General features: G+C 57.9%; 16 protein-coding genes. 7 read left to right on the top strand and 9 right to left on the bottom strand.

Features of this window, described 5'->3' with window-relative positions; genetic code table 11:
* Positions 1–237: 237 nt before the first annotated feature.
* On the bottom strand, positions 238–4,596 hold the full coding sequence (locus tag ACTQ1S_RS03860; protein WP_441547124.1) for a hypothetical protein: 4,359 nt from the start codon (positions 4,594–4,596) through the stop codon (positions 238–240).
* Positions 4,597–4,751: 155 nt separating this feature from the next.
* The gene (locus tag ACTQ1S_RS03855) at positions 4,752–5,756 is read right to left on the bottom strand and encodes a helix-turn-helix domain-containing protein (RefSeq protein WP_441540995.1); all 1,005 of its coding nucleotides are present in this window, start codon (positions 5,754–5,756) and stop codon (positions 4,752–4,754) included.
* A 297-nt stretch (positions 5,757–6,053) separates the two neighbouring features.
* On the opposite strand from ACTQ1S_RS03855, the gene guaA reads away from it, so the two are divergent.
* The 3 genes from guaA to ACTQ1S_RS03840 all read left to right on the top strand — a co-directional run bounded on the left by guaA (position 6,054) and on the right by ACTQ1S_RS03840 (position 11,395).
* A complete protein-coding gene (gene guaA / locus ACTQ1S_RS03850) occupies positions 6,054–7,034 on the top strand; it encodes a glutamine-hydrolyzing GMP synthase (protein WP_427794284.1) in 981 nt (326 codons plus the stop codon).
* A gap of 279 nt (positions 7,035–7,313) precedes the next feature.
* Entirely contained in the window at positions 7,314–7,898 is a 585-nt protein-coding gene (locus ACTQ1S_RS03845; protein ID WP_441547123.1) for a DUF5714 domain-containing protein, read from the top strand.
* Positions 7,899–8,140: 242 nt separating this feature from the next.
* Positions 8,141–11,395 (top strand): ABC transporter ATP-binding protein/permease, encoded by a 3,255-nt coding sequence (locus ACTQ1S_RS03840; protein ID WP_441547122.1) that lies wholly within the window; start codon positions 8,141–8,143, stop codon positions 11,393–11,395.
* A gap of 439 nt (positions 11,396–11,834) precedes the next feature.
* On the opposite strand, the gene ACTQ1S_RS03835 is transcribed toward ACTQ1S_RS03840, so the two are convergent.
* A complete protein-coding gene (locus ACTQ1S_RS03835) occupies positions 11,835–12,494 on the bottom strand; it encodes a hypothetical protein (RefSeq protein WP_441547121.1) in 660 nt (219 codons plus the stop codon).
* A 350-nt stretch (positions 12,495–12,844) separates the two neighbouring features.
* Between ACTQ1S_RS03835 and ACTQ1S_RS03830 the strand changes: the two genes are divergently transcribed.
* A complete protein-coding gene (locus ACTQ1S_RS03830) occupies positions 12,845–13,798 on the top strand; it encodes a tRNA dihydrouridine synthase (protein ID WP_441547120.1) in 954 nt (317 codons plus the stop codon).
* 144 nt (positions 13,799–13,942) lie between these two features.
* Here ACTQ1S_RS03830 and ACTQ1S_RS03825 read toward each other — a convergent pair whose 3' ends face one another.
* From ACTQ1S_RS03825 to ACTQ1S_RS03805, 5 genes are all read right to left on the bottom strand, one after another.
* Positions 13,943–14,209 carry a ribbon-helix-helix protein, CopG family gene (locus ACTQ1S_RS03825; protein ID WP_154516940.1) on the bottom strand — a complete coding sequence of 89 codons (267 nt, stop codon included), beginning with the start codon at positions 14,207–14,209 and terminating at the stop codon, positions 13,943–13,945.
* A gap of 8 nt (positions 14,210–14,217) precedes the next feature.
* Positions 14,218–14,484 (bottom strand): hypothetical protein, encoded by a 267-nt coding sequence (locus ACTQ1S_RS03820; RefSeq protein WP_154516943.1) that lies wholly within the window; start codon positions 14,482–14,484, stop codon positions 14,218–14,220.
* 57 nt (positions 14,485–14,541) lie between these two features.
* The gene (locus ACTQ1S_RS03815) at positions 14,542–15,828 is read right to left on the bottom strand and encodes a hypothetical protein (RefSeq protein ID WP_441016494.1); all 1,287 of its coding nucleotides are present in this window, start codon (positions 15,826–15,828) and stop codon (positions 14,542–14,544) included.
* 293 nt (positions 15,829–16,121) lie between these two features.
* Entirely contained in the window at positions 16,122–16,367 is a 246-nt protein-coding gene (locus tag ACTQ1S_RS03810) for a glutaredoxin family protein (RefSeq protein ID WP_427794969.1), read from the bottom strand.
* A 51-nt stretch (positions 16,368–16,418) separates the two neighbouring features.
* Complete coding sequence (locus tag ACTQ1S_RS03805; protein WP_441547119.1) at positions 16,419–17,246, bottom strand: TipAS antibiotic-recognition domain-containing protein; 828 nt, start codon at positions 17,244–17,246, stop codon at positions 16,419–16,421.
* Positions 17,247–17,387: 141 nt separating this feature from the next.
* Between ACTQ1S_RS03805 and tsaA the strand changes: the two genes are divergently transcribed.
* Both tsaA and ACTQ1S_RS03795 read left to right on the top strand, forming a co-directional pair.
* The gene (gene tsaA / locus ACTQ1S_RS03800) at positions 17,388–18,125 is read left to right on the top strand and encodes a tRNA (N6-threonylcarbamoyladenosine(37)-N6)-methyltransferase TrmO (RefSeq protein ID WP_441537502.1); all 738 of its coding nucleotides are present in this window, start codon (positions 17,388–17,390) and stop codon (positions 18,123–18,125) included.
* Positions 18,126–18,237: 112 nt separating this feature from the next.
* Positions 18,238–19,449, top strand: a complete 1,212-nt coding sequence (locus tag ACTQ1S_RS03795; protein ID WP_441547118.1) for a MalY/PatB family protein — start codon at positions 18,238–18,240, stop codon at positions 19,447–19,449.
* Between the two features lie 96 nt (positions 19,450–19,545).
* Here ACTQ1S_RS03795 and ACTQ1S_RS03790 read toward each other — a convergent pair whose 3' ends face one another.
* Positions 19,546–20,025, bottom strand: coding sequence for a pyridoxamine 5'-phosphate oxidase family protein (locus ACTQ1S_RS03790; RefSeq protein ID WP_154516961.1), 480 nt, complete (start codon positions 20,023–20,025; stop codon positions 19,546–19,548).
* Positions 20,026–20,279: 254 nt separating this feature from the next.
* On the opposite strand from ACTQ1S_RS03790, the gene ACTQ1S_RS03785 reads away from it, so the two are divergent.
* Positions 20,280–20,705, top strand: coding sequence for a potassium channel family protein (locus tag ACTQ1S_RS03785; protein WP_154516963.1), 426 nt, complete (start codon positions 20,280–20,282; stop codon positions 20,703–20,705).
* Positions 20,706–20,732 lie beyond the last annotated feature (27 nt).

The raw sequence follows: 20,732 nt of genomic DNA, 5'->3' as shown, positions 1-20,732 counted from the left end.
TCCTTTGCTGCGTTTTAGTCATATAGATAGTCAAGGTAGCATAGCCCAGCCCTTGGGCGATTCCAACCAACACGAAATCCATCGAACAATCGTTCGGAGTTCGATGGGGATTCGTTTACTCGCACAAAACCGAGTCGGTTTTGTGTGAGTAAGTTTGAATAGCGAACCGAAGTTGTAATGTCCGCATAACGATGACGAATGAGCCGAGTCGGCGTCTCTCACAAAAGTAACTAGGAGCTAGCGGGGCCTATCCGAATTGACCTCATTGGCGGTATCGGCTTCGAGCGCCGTGCGGCGGGCGCTGTAGGCGACGAGGCCGGCGCCTGCCGCGGCGAGTGCTGCAGCGGCTGCCGTAAGGGGAGCGCATGTATCGCCCGTGCCCGCAAGCGCGCCCGCTTTTCCGGGGCGCTTGCTATTGTTGTGGTCCTTGCCGCTGCTGGAGCTGCTTCCGCCGGAGCCGCCGCCCTTGTCAGTACCGCCGCCACTCGAGCCGCCACCGTCGTCCGCCGTCATCGGTGCATCGTGAAGCCCCGTCGTATCCGCGCTGTCGCATACGCCGACCTGAACTTCTGAGCGTTCGCATGCCGCGTCGGGCACATGAAGCTCGTGCAGTACGGCACCCAGCGCCGAGTTTGCACCCGGTCGAATTTCCTCGAGCGTTACGGGATCGAGCGCCACCAGATTATGCGCCTTCGCATACAGCGTTACGCGTTTGCCCACATCGTCGCTCCAACTCTCGGGGATGGCAAAGCTCATGCGGAACTGTGCCGTGCAACCCGGTGCCAGCACGGCGTTGCCGTTGTCGGCTACCAGCGGGTGCGTTGCAAAACGTGCGCCCAGCGTCTCGAGCGCGTACTTCACGTGTGCCATGTCTTTGGCCGAAGCATCCTCGGCAAGCTCTGGATCGTAGATCGAAACCATGCGTGCGTTCAGTCCGAATCCGATGGATGCGCTGGAGAACGGCTGGCTGGAGCCCTCTCGGTACAGATCGATCGTGCCGGCGGTCAGCAAGGTGTTGCCGTCGTTTCGCACCGTGACCATGAAGGATTCGCCTGCTGCTCCGGGTACCACCGCGCCCGAGGTAGCGACCGCGCCCGTCGGAGTGGCACACGCCACCAAGGGCACTTCGATGCCGTGCAGCTCTGCCTCGCTCTTCTCCGCGCTCACAATGTGCGTGGCGAGTGCGGAGAGCATGCCTCCCGACGTCAAAAATGTCGTTATCTGATCGACGGGATGGTCCAGCTCGCACATCACGAACGGCTCCGTGAACAGATCGCCTGCCAAGGTGCTGGCGAAGATGCGGAAGTGCTTGCCCATCACTGCTACCGGGTTGCCTTCTTCGTCGTAGGTTTGTCCCACCTTGCCATCGGTGTTCTCTACATAGAGCACGCACCTGCCGTTGTTGCTTACGCTAAACGATGCCGGGCCACAGCCTGCGGCACCCACGGGCTGCGTTGCAAATGCCGATGCGCCTCGCGTCCAAGTAATATGCTGCAGTTGCTCGTTGACGGTTGCCAAAAAGCCCGAATGTTGTGGCCATGGCACCGCATGAGGTACCGTGGCGTCTGGTGACATAACGTCCCAGCACGCAATGGACTGGCCGATCACGGCGTACGATGCGCAGCCGCAACCGTCTGCGGTCTCGTACGCAACGGACACCACCATTTTGCCGTTGATATTCTCGGGCTTGCCCAGCTCGATACTCGACGGTGCTTGCGGAAAGCAGAGGACCTGACGGAACGTGAGACTGTCGCCCAAATCATCCGACCACAAGGTAAAGCATTCCAGCGCAACCTCGGCCTCGCTGCCGAGCGCCTTTTCTGCGGTGGTTCCGCGGCGGTGGAGGTAGGCACCCGACAGGCGCCCGTCGACGAGCGTCTTGCCCACCGTGATACGCGGGCACTGCAGACAATGGTAGCCATCCTCCTGAAGGCGGCCGCGCGAGATGCTGCGCCACGACGTATACGACACCACGCGAACTTCGCTATTACTTATGCGCAGGCGCACGACGGACAGTATGCCGGCTGTGCTTGCCGTATCGAAAAGGGTGTTGTCACCTGCGGGGCGCTCGCCCGAGATCAGCAGCACGTAGGCGTCCTGGTTTCCTCTTCCGTCCGTATATTCCACCACGTCGAAGTCGTAATCGAATATGCCGTCGCGCTCCACGTCGCCCTCGCCAAACCCAAGGGGAAAGTCCACGGGAGTGGGAGCGGACCACGTGCCGTTTGCCTTTGTGTGCACCACCAGGCGCGAGCGGCCATTGTCGCCGTAGCGCACCGAGGCGATACGGAACAGACATTCTACGCCGGCAATCATTGCCAGCTTCATGTGAGCTTCGCTGAGCACGCCAGCAAACAGCACGTTGTCGCTCGAGGGTTTTATGCCGCCACGCTCGTCCTCCGATACACCAGCAGAATTGGCGTTGGGGTCCGCAACGGCGTTCGTCGCCTGCCCGATATAGGTGTACTCATACATCGGCGCGGCGTTTTCTATCAGTGTATGGACGAAATGCTCGATCTGTCCCGTGTCGTCGCTTTCTGCATCCGCCTCGAGCTTAATGCGCGTGACCGCTTGATTCCAATCGCGCACGACAGGCGCGACGTTTACGGCAGTGGCCTTAACCTCGGCGCGTGCGAGCAGCTCGGCGTTGGTGACGATGGTGGCCGATGCGATAAATTGCGGCACGCCGCCTGCCTCGGCGTTGCCGGCCGTGCCGAAGCGGGCATCCAACGTGTAAGGCGTATCTCCACCCAATGCGAGCTCAGAGCGCTGGAGCACATACTGGTTGCCATTGTTCACCGACATATTCCACGAATCGAGGAGTGTGGGCCACGACCCCGACCAAGCCTTGGTGGTCCACTTGAACATTACGAACTGGAGTATCACATCGACATCGACGTCTGCACCTACGCGCAGTCGCGGAAGCTGGTGTCCATCTGCCTTCTCGTACCCAATGAACAGCGTGAGGGATGCGGCGCCGCGCACGGCAGACGAAGCGACGCCTGCAACGCCGGCGCCAAAGGTGACGGCAAGCCCGATCTGGATGGTGAACGAGCCCGAGGTGTTTGAATAGTCGAGCGAAATGTTTTTAAAAAACGCCGCGCCGCTGCCGTGCGTGTGGGCACCCACGGCGAGCGCCAGCTTCGCCAGCACCCAGGGGTTGACGTTTAGGAAAAACGGCACCGGTCCTAGGGTAAACTGCTCGGTCCAATTGAGGTCGGTTCTTACCTGGAAGAGGGCCTTAATATTGCCAAATGCGGGGTCGTTGTTGTCACCCCAGGTTTTGCCCACCCAGTCGTAGGCGAGCGATCCGTACAGCTGTGTGGCGATATTCATCGTAAAACGCGGCGTGCAGTGGTGACGAAGCAGCTTAGTGTTCCTTGGATCGGTGCCCGAACCGGCACTCATACTTTTGTACTGATTCCACTTCCCCTCCATCTCGTCGAGGTAGCGGTTTGCCTGCTTGGCGCCCGACTCGCGCGGTGACTTCTTCCAGTATTCCGGATCCGGATTGCCCGAATCGTTCATGTAGCCGACCGGTTTGTATCCTCCGCCAAACAGCACGTATCCGGCAAAAGAGAAATCGAACAAAATGGGGAACGAGGGCATCCAGCACGTGAACTTATTGCCGCCGATGCCGGGAAACGCCGCCGGGAAATCAAACGGAGTAATCTCTTGGTCCATGGTGGTGGGGACGATAGTGGTCGAGCCCGATTCTGCCTTTGCGGCCGGCGCGGTGACAACGGCCATGGGGGAGGAGAGTGTATAGGTCTTGCCCTGATAGTCGAGGACAAAGCGCAGCTTGCATCCTTCCTCCAGAAGGCCCGAAGCTGCATCGAGGAACGTGTCTTCGAGTGTGAACGTTGCCAGATTATCCGAACCCGATGCACTGGCCTTGACTTGGCCAATTTGCGTGACGGTTTCGGATGAGCTGCTCGTGGCGGGCATTACTTTGTTGATGCACAGCGTTGCCTGTCCACCCTGTGGCAGATGTGCCTGCACGGTAAAGGCGTGCGTGTCGGGTTGGTCGTTTCCGGCGTCGTCCTTCGGCAGTGCCATGAACGTGGCGTCGGCGTACTGGATGTCCCACTCGTCGAACGTAAGCTGGCGAAAGTACGGCTCACCGTCGGAAAGCGGACGTGTGGGCGCGGTAATGGCGGTGCCGCCCTGGATGCGCGTGAGGGGGATCTCGACATCACGGTAGCCCGCCATGCTGATGGAGATGCCACCGTTAAAGTCGTACGCGTCGAGAAGCGTTGCCTCGTCCACGTAGCCTTCCGAAAGCGGCGCGACCTCAAAGATGGCCGTGCCCTCGTCGTCGGTAGTGGCGGAGAGTTGCTTGCCCGCGGCATAACGCGACGCGAGCGTGACCTGGGCTCCTTTGATGGGCATATTCTTGTTGGCGACGTCGACCACGACCACACCAAACATGGTGCGCGAGAGAACGAGCACCTTGAAGGGGTCTTCTTCGTCGGCATAGGCCTCGGTGGGGGCGAATGGCAGTATGAAGGCGTTTGCGCTGCTCGGCACGCGAGGCAGCATGATGCCTGCCAGCGATGATGCTCCGGCGATAAGTAGCGAACGACGATCAAGCATTTTGGGCTCCCATCCCGCAAATATCGGAGGAAATAATCCTATTTTGCGAGAAGGTGCCCCGTGGCGGTAGTGCCGTTCAAGGGTCAAAATGTCCAAATTGATCGAGCGAAGCGCCGGGTTCCGGAACGCGTTCGATGCGCTTGGCAGCCCGGTCGCTAACGCAACATATGCGCGACCAGCTCGGCGCGAGTTCCGATACCAAGCTTGGCATACACTCCTGATAGGCGGTTTTTAACAGTGCCCGGCGATACTTCCATGTGGCGTGCGATTTCGGCGTTGGTCCATCCGCGGCAGGCGAGCATGGCCATGGTGAACTCCGTGGTCGTTAAATCGTCGGCCACGTCCTCGCCCGAATCGGGGTTGTGGATGCGCCGCCAGCCGTAGCTGAATCGATACGTAATCTCGATGATGCGTGCGAAATCGTCAGGGTATTGCGCTTTTAGGCACGCCTCGATGAGCCCCTGTAAAAGGCCGTGGTGCTCGCCAATGAGCTCGATAAGGCCGTCGGGGCGCGCAATGTCCCAAGCGGCTCCGAAATGTGCCTTTGCGGCGTCGATGTCCTTGAGGCTCATGCATGCCATGGAAGCCGCCAGGTGCAGGAACAGTTCCGAGATGGGATAGCTTCCCTGTTTCATGATCAGGGCATTTTCCACCATGCCCAGGCTGCGGCCGTATTCGCCGCGCAGATACAAGGCGTGCGCCATCACGTAGCTGGCGAACAGGCGCAGGCCTTCGGGCAAATGCGCCGCAAGCGGATAAAACTCTTCGGCGGAATACGGGGAAGGCAAGTGCAGCAGGACGCTCGCGGCCGAGGCGAACAGGATGTGCATGGCGTGGACGGCAGGCGATTCCTCGTCGGCCGGCGTATCGAGGATGCCAGTAAGGCACCGGCGGGCATCGGCGATACGGTTGAGCGACAGACTGGCGTATCCGCAGATAAAGCATGCGGAATAGCGCAGTGCGGGGTCGGTGGCGTCAAGATAGGGGCGCGCCGTCTTGGCAGCGAGGGTGGCCTGTCCGCGAAAGTACAGCGCTTCTGCCGTGGCAATGGCGCGCGAATCGGGGTCGGAAATGCCTGCAACCGCAGCGTCAATCTGCCCCGGCACAAAGGCGGTGCACATCAACGGCATGGGAACGCAAGGGTAGCCATCGCAGTCCATCTTCCATCTCCCAACAGCTGGCAACAATAGCAGCAATTGTACTCCTGTTACTCGGGACTGGAATTTGCGGGTATGGCATACGATTGCGCAGAACGTATAAAGGAAGAGTCTATTGGCGATGCTGCCAAGGTGGCTACCGAAGCCTAGCTGACCTCGACAGTAGGAAAAATTGCCACCCCTGCAAAAAGCTTTGTCGCAGCGATGGGAAACACATCTTGTTCTGCATATAATGAGGTCATATGACGGTGCGTTTGCATACGTGTGACGCATTCCCATCGAACCGAAAAGGAGCTTTGCATGGATTCCAACAAGCGTCCCGACGACATGGTGCGTATCACCACTTCCGAACTTGCCCAGGTGTTCATCGATGAGCAGGTCGCTGCAATCCGCGAGCAGATCGGCGACAAGAAGGTCCTGCTGGCCCTTTCCGGTGGTGTCGACAGTTCGGTTGTCGCGGCCCTGCTCATCAAGGCCATCGGCAAGCAGCTTATCTGCGTGCACGTGAATCACGGCCTGATGCGTAAGGGCGAGAGCGAGCAAGTCGTCGACGTCTTCAAGAACCAGATGGACGCCAACCTGGTCTATGTGGACGCGACCGATCGCTTCTTGGATAAGCTCGTGGACGTCGAGGAGCCCGAGGCCAAGCGCAAAATCATCGGCGCCGAGTTCATTCGCGTGTTCGAGGAGGAGGCCCGCAAGGTTGGCGACGAGGTCAGCTTCCTCGCCCAGGGAACCATCTACCCCGACATCCTGGAGTCCCAGGATGGCGTGAAGGCCCACCACAACGTGGGTGGCCTGCCCGAGGACCTGCAGTTTGAGCTTTGCGAGCCCGTCAAGCTGCTGTACAAGGACGAGGTCCGCGTCGTGGGCCGCGAGCTCGGTCTGCCCGAGAACATGGTCGAGCGTCAGCCGTTCCCCGGTCCCGGCCTGGGCGTCCGCTGCCTTGGTGCCATTACCCGCGACCGTCTTGAGGCGCTGCGCGAAGCCGACGCCATCGTGCGCGAGGAGATCGACAAGGCAGGTCTGACCATCTGGCAGTACTTCGCCGTGGTGCCCGACTTCCGTGCCACCGGCGTGCGCGAGGGCAAGCGCGCCTACGACTGGCCCTGCATCATCCGCTGCATCAACACCGTCGACGTGATGACCGCCGAGGTGCCTGAGCTCGACTGGGCACTGCTCAAGCGTATTACCGCTCGCGTCACAGCCGAGGTTCCCGGCATCTGCCGTGTGTGCTACGACCTCACGCCTAAGCCCGTCGGCACCGTTGAGTGGGAGTAAGCTTTTTGGGCTGCTTTGATCATAGTTCCATGAATGGGGAGGCCTCGCGCGATTGCGCGGGGCCTTCTTTTTCGAAAAGGGCTGCCGTCGTGGTGTTGCCACTGTCCATCGTGCTTGCCATCGCCTCTGGTGTTGCTCCTGAGCAGGGCTGGTTTGCGACGAGAACTAGCAGGGCTTGTTGGCGGCACGAGCGAAGCAGGTTGTTTCGCATTGAGCGCGCCGGGCAGAAGAAGGCCATAATGGAGTGCGCGCACAATTTGTTTTAGAGGAGGATGCCGCATGGCAAAAGACGAACAAACAGGCTGGATTGTTGAGATGCTCATGGCCAGTGTGTCGGTGGCGCCCGCGGCTCTTTTGGAAGAGGTTATGGCAGATGAGCGCTGCGTGGCTTTTGGCCCCATCCACCATTTTATTGTGGGCGCGGTGCTGCTTGCGTGCTGGCGCAACGCCGAAGCATCTGGGGAGCGAGATGCGATGCTCAAAGACGATCTTGCCGATTTGATGTCTCGGTCGGATTGCGTGCCGGGGGCGACGTGTGCCCGCTGGGGCATGTGCGGGGCAGCTGCGTCTGCGGGCATGGCATATGCAATCGTGCGCGGCAATGCGCCGCTGCGCAGTGAAGGCTGGCAGGAGGGGCAGTTAATGGTTTCGGAGCTGCTTGCCGCCATCGCGCGCTCGGGAAGCCCACGGTGCTGCAAGCGAGATGCGCGCGTGGCGATTCGTGAGGCCGTTTCGTTTTTTAATGCGCTCGGCGGACCACAGCTTAAAGAATGGGAGAAGACGCCAGCCTGCGATAGCTATGCGGCCAATACAGTGTGCATGGGCGAAAAGTGTCCGTATCATCCGTCCTTTATCATCCAATAGGGAATCGGGTGCCCCAATAAGGGTTGGGCAGATGTGACAAAGTGACAGTTGCTTTGTCACATTATCGACGGTATGCGCGGGATGGTGCGCCACGCGGCGTGCCGTCCCGTTCGTTTTTTGGTGCGGTTTGTTACATTCCTCACTGGCGCCGGTAAAAAATGGGGATAGAGTAGGACAAACGCGTCGAATACGAACGGCGGGGGAGAGCGGGCAAGGTGCCTGCGCAGGAGAGGTTGCCGTCCATGCTGGAGCTCAAAGGAATTTGCAAAAGATACGTTACGCAGTCGTTTACGCAGGTGGCGCTCGACAGCGTGAGCCTGTCTTTTCGCGATAACGAGTTCGTGGCCATTTTGGGCCCCTCGGGTTCGGGTAAGACCACGATGCTCAACGTTATCGGCGGACTCGACCACTTTGACTCGGGTGACCTGCTGATCGACGGTATTTCGACCAAGGACTTCCACGATCGCGATTGGGATGCCTATCGCAACAACCGCATCGGCTTTGTGTTCCAAAGCTATAACCTCATTCCGCATCAGACCATTTTGGAAAACGTGGAGCTGGCGCTTGCGCTCACGGGCGTGGGGCACGCCGAGCGCCGCCAGCGTGCGCGCAAGGCGCTCGAGGCCGTTGGTCTGGGCGAGCACGTGAACAAGCGCCCGAGTCAGCTTTCGGGTGGACAGATGCAGCGCGTGGCCATCGCCCGCGCCCTGATTAATGATCCCGAGATTGTGCTGGCAGACGAGCCGACTGGCGCCTTGGATTCCACAACGTCCGTGCAGGTCATGGACTTGCTCAAGGACGTCGCGCGCGACCGTCTGGTTATCATGGTCACGCATAATCCCGATCTGGCGTACGAGTACGCCACGCGCATCGTCAACCTGGCGGACGGCAAGATTACCGACGATTCTGATCCTTTCGATGTCGCTGACGCCACGCGCCGCGAGGCCAAGCCTACGCGCAAAACCTCGATGAGCTTTGTGACGGCGCTGGGGCTTTCTGCCCGAAACCTTATGACCAAAAAGGGCCGTACGGCCATGACGGCCTTTGCGGGCTCGATTGGCATTATTGGCATCGCGGCGATTTTGGCGCTGTCCAATGGCGTAAACGGCTACATCAAAAAGGTCGAGGAGGATACGCTTTCGAGCTACCCGCTTACCATTTCCAAGCAGGATTACGACCTGTCGTCCATGATGGGCGAACAGGGGGCTACGGATGACGATACGTCCAAGAACGAGGGTTCGTCCGACGACGGCACCGACGGCAAGGCTCAGGGAACCGATAAGATCCCTGTGGTCACGGCCGTAAAGGATATGTTTGCAAGTGTTAAGTCCAACGATATGACGAGCTTTAAGGCATGGCTCGATGCCGGCGGCGACGGTATCGACAAAGAGGTCAACGCCATCCAGTACGGTTACGGCGTGACGCCGGTTGTCTATCGTGCCGGCAAGGGCGATGAGAAGCCTGTCCGGCTGGTGCCCAACGCTATGACCGAGGCCATGAGCGGTGGTGCGAGCTCGGCGGCAACGGTGAGCATGGACTCCATGGGGACCTCGGTCTTCAACGAGATGATCGACGATCAGAGTCTGCTCGACAGCCAGTACGATGTCGTCGCCGGCCATTGGCCTACGTCTGCTCACGAAGCCGTAATGGTGCTTTCGAGCCGTGGAACGGTTGGCGACTATACGCTTTACAGCATCGGTGCGCTGGATATCGATGAGCTCAACGACCTGGTGAACAGTGCCATGGCCGCCGACGGTAAGATTGAGACGCCTGAGAGCGGCGCCGACTTTACTTACGACGATGCGCTGTCCACGACGTTTAAGGTGTTGTCGCCGGCCGATGCTTATCGCAAAAACGAAGAGACCGGCATGTGGACTGACATGTCCGGCGACGCCGACTTTATGACGGCCAAGGTTGCCGACGGTATTGACGTGCACATTGTGGGCGTGGTGCGACCTAACGAGACGGCCAATGCGAGCGCGTTGTCTCCGGGCATTGCCTATACGCATGCGTTGACTCGCCAGCTTATGGAGCGCGCCGCCGATTCGCAGATCGTGCAAGAGCAACTTGCCCACCCCGAGACGGATGTCTTTACGGGCAAAACCTTCGACGAACTGCAAGGCGAGGCCAAGCAAGGCGTGGATCTGGGCAGTATGTTCAGTGTGGACGAGGCGGCGCTCAAGAGCGCGTTCTCGTTCGATGCGTCTGCACTCTCGGGTACTGCCGGTGGCATGGATCTTTCGGGCATCGATTTGTCGGGCCTGGATATTGACCTTTCGGGCGTTGGCAAAGACATCGACTTAAGCGACATCATGGCCAAAGCGCCGACCCCCGATTTCTCGGGCATCTTTGACGGTCTGGAGCTCACGCCCGAGCAAATGCAACAGGTGGGAACGCTTGCCAACCAACTATTTGAGGGCTTTTTGCAGTCTGATCAGTTTAGGGCGCTGTCACCCGAAGATCTCAAAGACGCGTCAAAGCTTGCTGCCGCATTCTCGGCGTATCTCGAGAACGATGTTGTGGCGCAGCAGTGCCTGGCACAGCTCAAGGCGCTCGGCGGCGATGTCCTGGTCGAGCGCCTGCAACAGGCGATGACCGACTATGTCCAAAATCAGTTGGCTCCGTATCTGCAGCAGGCTATGGATCAGGTGATGAAGGCGATTAGCGAGCAGGTGGCAACGACCGTGTCGACCCAGCTCAAGGCCGGTGCGGCAGGGCTCATGGACCAGATGGTGACGCAGATGTCTTCGAGTTTTGCCAACCTGGCGAGCGCCATGCGCGTGGATGCGAGCGCCTTTGCTCGTGCCATCCACTTCAACATGGACGCCGAGGACCTGAGCTCGCTCATGATGAGCTATGCCAAGGCGTCGAAGCTCACCTACGACAACAATCTGACCACGTTGGGCTACGCGGATGAAGCGGATCCCATCTCGGTCAAGATTTTCCCGCGTGACTTTGAGGCCAAGGAGCGTGTACTCGACCATATCGATGCGTACAACAAGCAGGTCAAAGCCGCCGGCCACGACGAGCAGGCAATCTCGTACACCGACTACATGGGCATCATCATGGGCTCGGTGACTGATATCGTGAATACCATCAGCTTGGTGCTCATCGCGTTCGTGAGCATCAGCCTGGTCGTGAGCTCCATCATGATCGGCATCATCACCTACATCAGCGTGCTGGAGCGCAAAAAGGAGATTGGCATCCTGCGCGCGATCGGCGCGTCGAAGCGCAACGTGGCAAACGTGTTCAACGCCGAGACCTTTATCGAGGGCCTCATTGCCGGTGTCTTTGCCATTGTTGTTGTGGTGGCCGTGAGTTTTCCGGTTAATGCCTGGGCGCTTGCTGCCAAACAGGTACCCAATCTGATGAGCTTGCCCGTGCAGGTTGCGCTGGCGCTCATTGCAATTTCGGTGCTGCTGACGGTCGTTGCCGGCCTGCTGCCGGCCCGCAGTGCATCCAAAAAAGACCCCGTGGAAGCCCTGCGCTCCGAATAATGTGACAAAGGGACTGTCCCTTTGTCACATTGAGTGACATGTAAAGCGAGGTCTAATACTTTTCCCGAGAAGTGAACGAGTCAAATTGGACCCCCGAAGCATCGACACTTATTGAAGGCGGTTTCCTGCGGTTTTGCCAGCCAAATCCTGCGGGTTTGGCGTCTAAAAATGTCGATGCTTCGGGGGTCCAAATATAGCCGTTCACTTCTCGGGAAAAGTATTAGACCTTGAGATATAGACGGCGTTTGCGAGCGTCAATTAGAGCGTAAGTTGCTAGTCCTCCTTTGCGGAGAGCATGAGGCTAATTTCCGGATGGGTGTACTTGTCGAACTCTTCTTTGGGCTCGGTGTCAAAGGTGTAGTACGACTTGATAGATTCGTCCTCCGTCTTGATGCTGATTTCTTCATATAGGGATCCGGCTAAAAATGCCTGTTTAAATTCATCCGACAGGCTGCATGGCGTGAGGAGGCCCGGTGTGGCAACGGAAATGTCCAACCCGTTGAGCGGGGGCGCATAGTGTCGCGATATCCTGCTCGCTGCAGGCGAGGTTGTCTGCAAGGCTTGCCTCGGGGTCGATCTGACTGGTGTAATCGATGTCCGTGAGCATGCCATCTGCATCGAAAGAAAGGTAGACATAGGCTGCTTGAGCGCCGAGGTCATTATCACGCAGATAGCCGATAATGCGGTAGCCGTAGTCGTGATACGACTCGTATGGGTCGTCTGCCGCGACGCGTTTGCACACGGGCTCCAAGGCATCTTGCGCGGCGAGCATGCCGGCGACCTCCGCGGAGCGGTCTTTGTTGGTTTGGGCTACCGCAAGCCTGCTCTGCAGCTCCTTCCACTGTTTGCCCTGCATTCCAAAGCGCGGCGCAAGAGCGCAATAGCAAAAGATGACGAGTTCGATTGCGGTGAGTGCAATGGCGGTATATATACCCGCGGGTTGGAATTCCTTTTGGTGGAACGCGATATCGTTGATCATTTGGAGCGGCAACATCAACAGGCATGCTACGAACGACATGACGAGTGCGGTCGCTGCGATCTTGGGGTATGTGCAGTACCGCTGGATGTGTTTCTTTTCTTGTTCGGTGAGCGGCTGCATGGGGCCTCGACTCTCATCGTTTTTCGGGGGCGATGCGTACACACTCTTGAGTATAGATGAGCGGAGGGTGTCTGTTGTTCAGACATGGCGGTCAGCAGCGTGCTGTTGGTGATCGCTTGATCGCGAACGTCCTCTTTTGGACAAGGAAAAAGTGGCGAGTGAGGGAGCTGCTGTGGGGCGGCCCTACTTGCTGTTTGTGGGCGCCATTCACCTTCGTTGCACAGGGATGGTCGGAGGGCTGGTTGACATCAAGCAACCGCCTCCGCCTTGTGGGCCGCCTCGGGGACAAGGCATAATGCATGTGACAAAGGGGCGGTTCCTTTGCCGCATTGATTTGAGAGTAGATGTTGATGATTCTATCGTTGGCCCCCATGGAGGGGATTACCGGGCATGTGTTCCGTCGCGTGCATGCGGAGTGCTTCGGTGCGCTCGACTGCTATTACACGCCGTTTTTGCCGCCGCCGCGGGTGGGCAACCGCTTTGGCGGCAAGGCGTTTAAGGAAATCGATCCGGCTAACAACCAAGGGCTTAACGTGGCGCCTCAGCTGATGTCCAAGAACGCGGATGAGTTTGTGTGGGCGGCGCGCGTGCTCGCCGACATGGGTTACCGCGAGGTTAATCTGAACCTTGGTTGCCCCTCGGGTACGGTTGTTGCCAAGGGTAAAGGATCGGGCTTCTTGCGCAACTTGGACGAGCTCGAGGTGTTCTTGAGTGACGTGTGCGAGCGATCGCCGTTGCCGGTGTCGGTAAAAACCAGGCTGGGGCTGGAGAGCGACGACGAATACGAGCGCGTGCTTGACCTGTACTGTCGCATGCCGTTGGCAGAGTTGATCGTGCATCCGCGCGTACAGAAGGATCGCTATACGGGCTCGCCGCGCAAAGAGTTTTATGGCGAGACGTTGGAGCGGGCACCGTTTCCGGTGGCATACAACGGCGATATTTTTGATCTTGAGGACATGGATGCGCTGGTGGAGGCCTATCCCGGTACACGCCATGTGATGCTGGGGCGTGGCTTGCTTGCGAACCCCGCGCTGGCTCGCATGGTCAAGGGTGGCCCTGCTGCCACGGCAGCCGAACTGCAGCGCTTCCACGACACGCTGTTTGCGGCATATGCAGAAGAGATTGGCGGCAACGCGGTCTTTCGCATGAAGGAGTGGTGGTTCTACGCTAAATGCGCCTTCGCCGATCCTGCTACCGTTCACAAGCTCGTACGCAAGACTAAAAAGGTCGACGAATACCGCGCCGCCGTCGATCGCGTCTTTCGCGAGCAGCCACTTGCGCCCATAGCCCGCTTCCACGGTTAGCTAGTCATTGGGGACGTTCTTTAACGGCTAGTCATTTAAGAACGTCCCCAATGACTATGTTGCAAAAGCTGTACGTCAGCATCCAAAGATGTCGAAAAATGTCGACTTTGGATGCTGGCGTACATGTTTGGATTCGGTGGGGGACTAGGCAATCATTGCGTCAAGGGTAATGAGTTCTCTGAGTCGCTCTGTGCGTGTTTGCCCATGGCGCTTTGCCTTCTCGTCAAACGCTTCAAGAACCGATTCACCCACACGTGCCGATAAAACAACGCTTGGCTCATCAGAGATCGACGGCCTTCCCAGCTTGATGGTGCGACCCTTCGGCCACTCATCTTTTTCGTATGCCTCCGCGGCTTTCTCCAACTCTCCGGGGGCAAATCCGATCATCTTTTCGAGTTGCTTAGCGTCCATAGCGCCTCCTATCGATCGATCCCGATTTCCCTGAGCACCTTGCGCGTAGGAGGGACAAGGGCGTGGTAAATGATATAGCCATCTCGATTGGAGCAATATCGAGCGATGAGCTCCATGAGACGGCTTCTTCCATCAAGTCCAACGAGAACGTAATCGATACCTCCGTTTTCAAGATCACGCCTGAACCATGCAAAAGCGGAGTTCCAGGCGCAGGTGATATCCGTCTCCGTCAGCCCGTGTTTGAGGGCGTGGGGGTGGATTGCGATGAGCTCCATAAGGGCCTCTCTTTTTGTATACAGTTTTGTAAACAAAAATGCAAGCAGTTAATAGGCTTAAGCGACTTGTTTTGATTGGACTTTTCGATGTAAAGCCGACATCGGAGGCTCCACTACTCCTTCGCTTTTTAGTTCGGTATGTGAACGTCCGTTGAACTCCCAGAGGGGAGCGTTTTCATAGATTATCGAGAGGAGCTTGGAGACTTCGGCTGTTTTCTTGCGTTCGTAAAACTCGGGCCGTACGACAATCAATAAGAAAGCTGCGTCTTCGGTAATTTGCTGTGCTGTCGGCATACCGTTGAGTCCAACGGAACGCAAAAGCTTTGTCATGATGAAATCGAACTCATCTTCTCTTGCATGGAGATCGGATGCCTTAATCTCAGGGTCTCTCAGGACGTACTGCTTGAGTCGTTCGACAGATCGACTGCACTTTATATGCCCGCAGATGACTTCGTCATAACTGAGCCTTTTGATTGGGAGACGTTCGTGACCGGCGAAGATGGCTGCCACTCTGATGCCAACGCGCCGTTCGCGCAGCGCGCGCATCTCACCGGTGTATTCGCTGCGTCGTTCATATTTTCGATAGGAGTATCCGTAGTCATCGTAGTAATAAGGGGCTTCATCGACAGCGTCATCGAGCTCAGGCGCTATGAGATAGAGTTTTCCATCTCTGGATATGACGCAGGGATTGTCGATTTGCCCCGATTCGTTCCTGATTTGCCAAATAGTTTCATTTATCTCAAATCTCGAGACTGGATTGGGGGCACAGGAGTTGTAGAGCTCAATAAGTTCATCGAGTGAAATGATTCCACAGGCATCTGTGTAGGCGCGGGCGAAGCGCCGTACTTCTTGATTTGATTCAAGCACACGGCGCTCCCAAGCATCCAAAACGTCCTGCGGACTTCGATAGCGGGCATGACGATCGATGCGCGATGCGCTCCAACGGTTATCAGCGGCAACGTTCATCAGATCCAAGCGCAGATCTTTGTCGGCGATGCGAGCGAGCGACTGATAGTGTTCTAGATCAAGCTCCGGTCGAAAACTCATGTCTTCCGGAACAGTTCGTGCGAGCTTTATGCAACGCTTGAGATAGGTCGGGCCCAGGCTTGGGCTAAAGTGCTGCTTGAGGTGGCAAGCGATGGGCGAGAGTAGGCCATTTAGATTGGAAATGGGGTATCCGGCAATCTCTTGCTCGAGACGGCGCCCGATGAGCAGAGCCCCTTCCGAAGAGGCCTCATGGTCGGTGCCTTTCTGGCCGAGGTGTTTGGCCTCGACAATCCTGCTGATATCCGAGCAGGTGTTTGAAATAATGTCGGGTGAAAGGGTTGGTATCTTTTTTGCCATAGCGATGCGCTCCTGTGTGACTCACGGAAAAGAAACAGTCTGATTGTGAGTGCCGTTCTTTGATGGCGACGGCGAACAGGAGCGCAGCCTGTCTGAGATGGGCGAGTGCGGTAACCACCGATCTTACTTACCGAGCTCGCTCCAGCGTGTCATTGGGGACCTCCGCAGGAGCTCTCGACCAGTCTCATGCCTTGGGATGAGTATAACACAGAGAGCAAACATATGTTCTATATATTTGAGAAACCGAAGCCCTACCCACTCATTTAAGAACGTCCCCAATGAGTGCTCGCACGCTAGAGCAGGTTCTCCTGTACCCATGCGATGATGTCGCTCGATTCGTAGAGTGGTTTGCCGTCGATGAACAGACAGGGAACCTGGCGTTTTCCGCCGACGGCGATAAGCGTCTGCTCGGCATCGGGGTCGGTCGAGATATTGCGCTCAGGGATGGTCACACCGTTATCGGCAAGGAAACGCCTGACCTTCATGCAATACGGGCAGCCGGTCATAACGTACAGCGTGAGCTCATGTTTAGTAGCCATAGGTCTCCAATCGGTTGAGGTTTTGATTGAAATACCCAAAGCCGCCGCGGTCTATGCATGAGCTGACGACGACTCGATGGCCTGTACCAGAAACGCCGTGGCTCCGGTGCCGCAGGGCTTGTCGTAGTAGTCGATAAAGCGCTGGTCAGCAAGATAGCCGTGGGCGAGGCCCAGGTATGCTTCGTCTTGGGGCTTGTGCCCCCAGTTAAGGCCAATCCATCGACGGTGCATCGCGACAAGTTTGCGGGCCTCGCTTCCATCCGCATCGCCGTCGTCCATGGCAATCGAAAGCTGACCCAGAATAGCGCGTTCAAATTCCTTCATGTCGTTCCATGTCTCGGGGTCCATGTCCAGCAGTGCTTCGTTTGCTGCGTCGATCGCCTCGTCGCCATAGCGCGCCCGCGCCTCGGCACCGTAGCGCTCCTCGTTTTCCTGCACGGAGCGCCAGCGCTCCAGTTGCGGCAGGACGGCGCCCATGAGCGAGACGGCTTCGTCGAGCGACATGCCGGTGTTTTGCGCCAGCCGCGGGGCACAATCCTCGATCATCGCCTCCATGGTGGTGTCGTAGGTGTACTTGCCGTGGTCGTAGCACCACTTGCAGTAATGGTCGGTTGTGGCGCCCACAGCATCGGTGCCGCAGTCGTCGGGTGTGAGTATCATGCCGCAGCTCTGGCAATAGTGCTCGGGCATTTCGAGCAGGTGGGACAGCGGTTCTCCGGTTACGGCGGCAATGAGCTTCATCATGTCGATGCCCGGGGTGACTTCGCCACGTTCCCAACGGCTGACGGCTTGGCGTGTGACGAAGAGCTTGGCGGCGAGCTGCTCTTGGGTAAGGTGATGGGCGCGGCGAATGGCAATGAGCTTTTCTGCAAAGGCCATAGCGGCTCCTTTCTGCTGGTTGATGGCTTAAGCATACGCGGCGGCCGGCTCTCTTCCAAGCAACCGTTGGTTGCACGAGGGGAGACCGCGGCGAAGAATTGCGCGCTGCACCCCACACCTCCATGCCGTACAATGACCGGCATGGAACCTATCGCACACATACATACCGACCTGCCGCAGAAGTTCGGCATTCCGCGCAACAGCTTTTTGGCGCCCCACCTGCAGGGACGCATCGTCTTTGAGCCGGAATTTGCCTCCAACGCAGCAGTTGAGGGTCTGGACTCCTTCTCTCACCTATGGCTGCTGTGGCGCTTCGAAAACGGAACGCCCGGCGGCACGGCTAAGGATATAGCTGCCGATGCCAAGACGCAGGACAGGTCCGGCACCAACGTCAAGTGGTCGAAGACTGTGCGCCCGCCGCGTCTGGGCGGAGCCGAACGCGTGGGCGTGTATGCCACGCGGAGTCCGTTTCGCCCCAATCCCATCGGTCTTACCTGCGTCAAGCTCAGCCGCGTTGAGCGCACCGACGACGGCCCCATCATCCATGTACTGGGGGCCGATCTGCGTGACGGCACGCCCATCTACGACATTAAGCCCTACATCCCGTTTGCGGACTGCCACCCGGATGCGACCGGCGGCTGGATTGAGGGTGCTCCGTGGCAAGAGCTCGATGTTGAGTTCCCGCAAGCGCTTCAAGACATGGTCCCGCCCGTAAAGCTCCCCGGCCTGGTCGAGGTTCTTCGCCAAGATCCGCGCCGCGCGGGCAGCAAGCACGAGCCAAACCGCGTTTACCACTTGGCTTACGCCGGACTCGACATATCGTTTACGGTTGACGGGGCCAGGTTGACGGTAACCGCCATCAACGACGCGCGAGACTAACCAGCCATTCGTCCTCACCCGTCAAATTAAGCGCCAAACCCCATGCCAAAATCGCCTACGCTGGTGGACAATAACGCCTACCGAATCATTCCGCTCTGCACGGGGGCTCAGCATGAAATACGACTTCACTTCAATCATCGACCGCCACGGCATGGACTCCATCGCCGTTGACTCTTGGGGTGAGATCCCCGGTATGGCTCCGAACGCACCCGACGAGGGCTTCGACCGCATTCCCATGTGGGTGGCGGACATGAACTTCGCCACGGTGCCTACAGTCCAGGAGCACATCATTCAGCGCGCCCAGCACCCCATGTTTGGTTACTTCAATCCGCGTTCCGAGTACTTCGACCGCATCATCGAATGGCAGAGCCGCCGTAATGGCGTCGAGGGCCTGGCGCCTGAGCATATCGGCTACGAAAACGGCGTGCTGGGCGGTGTCGTGTCGACGCTGCGCGCGTATGTCCAGCCGGGCGATGCGGTGTTGGTCCACAGCCCCACCTACATCGGCTTCACCAAGTCCATCGAGGCCGCGGGCTATCGCATTGTCCACAGCCCGCTTCAGCTCGACGACCAGAGCGTGTGGCGCATGGACTTTGAGGACATGGAGCGCAAACTCGCCCAAAATCACATCCATGCCGCAGTGTTCTGCTCGCCGCACAATCCCTGCGGCCGCGTATGGGAGCGCGACGAGATCGAGCGCGCCATGGACATTTATCGCGAGCACGATTGCGTGGTGATCTCGGACGAGATTTGGTCCGATATCATTCTGCCGGGACACAAGCACATCCCGACGCAGTCGGTGAGCGAGGATGCCCGCATGCGCACGGTTGCCCTCTATGCGCCGAGCAAGACGTTTAACCTGGCGGGTCTGGTCGGCAGCTACCACATTGTCTACAACGAGACGCTGCGCGACCGCATGTGCGCTGTGTCTAACAAGACCCATTACAACGAGATGAATGTCCTTTCGATGCATGCGCTTATCGGCGCCTACCAACCGCAGGGCTACGAGTGGGTGGACGAACTCAACCAGGTGCTTGCCGACAATATCGAGTACTTCTGCGATTACGTGGACGAGCATTTTGAGGGCGTGTCCTATTCGCGTCCGCAGGGCACGTACATGGTGTTTCTGGACTGCACCGAGTGGTGCCGCGAGCATGGCCGTGATATTCAGTGGTTGCTCGACGAGGGGGCACGCGTGGGCGTGGGGTATCAGGATGGACGTCCGTTCCATGGCCCCTGCGACATTCGCGTGAATCTGGCGCTGCCGCTTTCGCGCGTAAGGGAAGCGTGCGACCGCCTAGACCGTTACGTTTTTGGGGTATAGGGGTCGCACGATTCGGGTACTGCGGCTTGCGCCCGTGTCGTCAATGTGCGTGGGCGCATAGGGCGTAGAGGGTTGCGAGCGCGTTTTCCACGTTTGCTACTTTTCTTGAATTTGCTTGCCGCAAAGGTGTTCAACCGTAATTTCATACAGCTGGACGCCCCTGATACTTTGCTTGATCTCCTCTTCGACCTCTTCGGCAGAAGGATAGTACTTGAGGGCAAACTGTCGGACTTTGTCTTCGACAAACGCCGGGTCATCGTTCACGAGGCGGCAACGGCCAAAAACCACAGTGCTCTGAACATAGGGTGCCCAGTCGTCGTCTTTGTACCAATCGTTGCCATAGACGGTAAAGCAGACTTTGTCGCTGCGTTTGAGTGCATCGACCTTATGCCCCGCCTTGGCTCCATGAAAGTAAATTTTGTCGTGCTCGGGGTCAAAGTAGTAGTTAACGGGAATGGCGTAAGGATAGCCGTCGTCTCCGTTGACGGCAAAAATGCCGCGTTTGCAATTAACAAGTAGCTCTCGTGCCTCTTGATCGGTGATAGCACGCTTCTTTCTACGAAGAGGTCTAAACATCGTGGGTTTCCTTTCTTTCCGCGTGTTGCGTGCACGGCGGTGGGTGGTATGTCTATATCAAGATACTAGTTCAGGCTGCGAGGCCGACGGGAACATCCTATTTGTCGCAGATTGAAACGCACTTTTTGTTGTGGAAGGATTGTCCCTCACAACTCGTCGTCTAGGGGCATTCTCGATGGCTGGTTCCGTTTGCGGGGGAGGCGTGGGACAATACCGACCAAAAGCGTTTGCTTGTCCTGAAAAAGGGGGTCTCGATGAAAAAGCTGAGGACGCTGGCCGATGTGTTGCGTCAAGCCGGTTTCGTGCGCATCACGGGCCTTTTTCTCGTCTTTTATCTTCTGTGTTCAATGGCTGTTTGGCTCTCTGAGCCAACAACTCTTACGTTTGGCGATGGCCTTTGGTTTAGCTTTGAGACCGTATCGACGATCGGCTTTGGCGACATTCCGGCCGAAACGCCGGTCGCCCGTGTCATCACGGTCGTCCTGAGCGTTATCAGCATTTTTTACATTGCCATGCTCACGGGCGTGGCGGTGAGCTACTGCAATATGCTCATCAAGATGCATCAAAAGGACACTATGGCGCGCTTTATGGATGATCTTGAGCATTTGGAAGAGCTCGATCGTGACGAGCTCGCCGATCTGTCGCGCCGCGTGCGCGAATATCGCCGGCGCCAGCGCTAAAACGGGCGCCGCGCGTCACGATGAGGG

Source organism: Collinsella sp. LCP21S3_D3 (assembly GCF_052118305.1).
Lineage (GTDB): Bacteria > Actinomycetota > Coriobacteriia > Coriobacteriales > Coriobacteriaceae > Collinsella.
The sequence above is the reverse complement of the archived record's forward strand: the minus strand, read 5'-3'. Positions and strand labels throughout refer to the sequence as shown.

Bases quoted from the DNA above. Each gene is read 5' to 3' on its own strand.
- ACTQ1S_RS03860 (WP_441547124.1), bottom strand. From the start codon at position 4,596: ATGCTTGATCGTCGTTCGCTACTTATCGCCGGAGCATCATCGCTGGCA.
- ACTQ1S_RS03855 (WP_441540995.1), bottom strand. From the start codon at position 5,756: ATGGACTGCGATGGCTACCCTTGCGTTCCCATGCCGTTGATGTGCACC.
- guaA (WP_427794284.1), top strand. From the start codon at position 6,054: ATGGATTCCAACAAGCGTCCCGACGACATGGTGCGTATCACCACTTCC.
- ACTQ1S_RS03845 (WP_441547123.1), top strand. From the start codon at position 7,314: ATGGCAAAAGACGAACAAACAGGCTGGATTGTTGAGATGCTCATGGCC.
- ACTQ1S_RS03840 (WP_441547122.1), top strand. From the start codon at position 8,141: ATGCTGGAGCTCAAAGGAATTTGCAAAAGATACGTTACGCAGTCGTTT.
- ACTQ1S_RS03835 (WP_441547121.1), bottom strand. From the start codon at position 12,494: ATGCAGCCGCTCACCGAACAAGAAAAGAAACACATCCAGCGGTACTGC.
- ACTQ1S_RS03830 (WP_441547120.1), top strand. From the start codon at position 12,845: ATGATTCTATCGTTGGCCCCCATGGAGGGGATTACCGGGCATGTGTTC.
- ACTQ1S_RS03825 (WP_154516940.1), bottom strand. From the start codon at position 14,209: ATGGACGCTAAGCAACTCGAAAAGATGATCGGATTTGCCCCCGGAGAG.
- ACTQ1S_RS03820 (WP_154516943.1), bottom strand. From the start codon at position 14,484: ATGGAGCTCATCGCAATCCACCCCCACGCCCTCAAACACGGGCTGACG.
- ACTQ1S_RS03815 (WP_441016494.1), bottom strand. From the start codon at position 15,828: ATGGCAAAAAAGATACCAACCCTTTCACCCGACATTATTTCAAACACC.
- ACTQ1S_RS03810 (WP_427794969.1), bottom strand. From the start codon at position 16,367: ATGGCTACTAAACATGAGCTCACGCTGTACGTTATGACCGGCTGCCCG.
- ACTQ1S_RS03805 (WP_441547119.1), bottom strand. From the start codon at position 17,246: ATGGCCTTTGCAGAAAAGCTCATTGCCATTCGCCGCGCCCATCACCTT.
- tsaA (WP_441537502.1), top strand. From the start codon at position 17,388: ATGGAACCTATCGCACACATACATACCGACCTGCCGCAGAAGTTCGGC.
- ACTQ1S_RS03795 (WP_441547118.1), top strand. From the start codon at position 18,238: ATGAAATACGACTTCACTTCAATCATCGACCGCCACGGCATGGACTCC.
- ACTQ1S_RS03790 (WP_154516961.1), bottom strand. From the start codon at position 20,025: ATGTTTAGACCTCTTCGTAGAAAGAAGCGTGCTATCACCGATCAAGAG.
- ACTQ1S_RS03785 (WP_154516963.1), top strand. From the start codon at position 20,280: ATGAAAAAGCTGAGGACGCTGGCCGATGTGTTGCGTCAAGCCGGTTTC.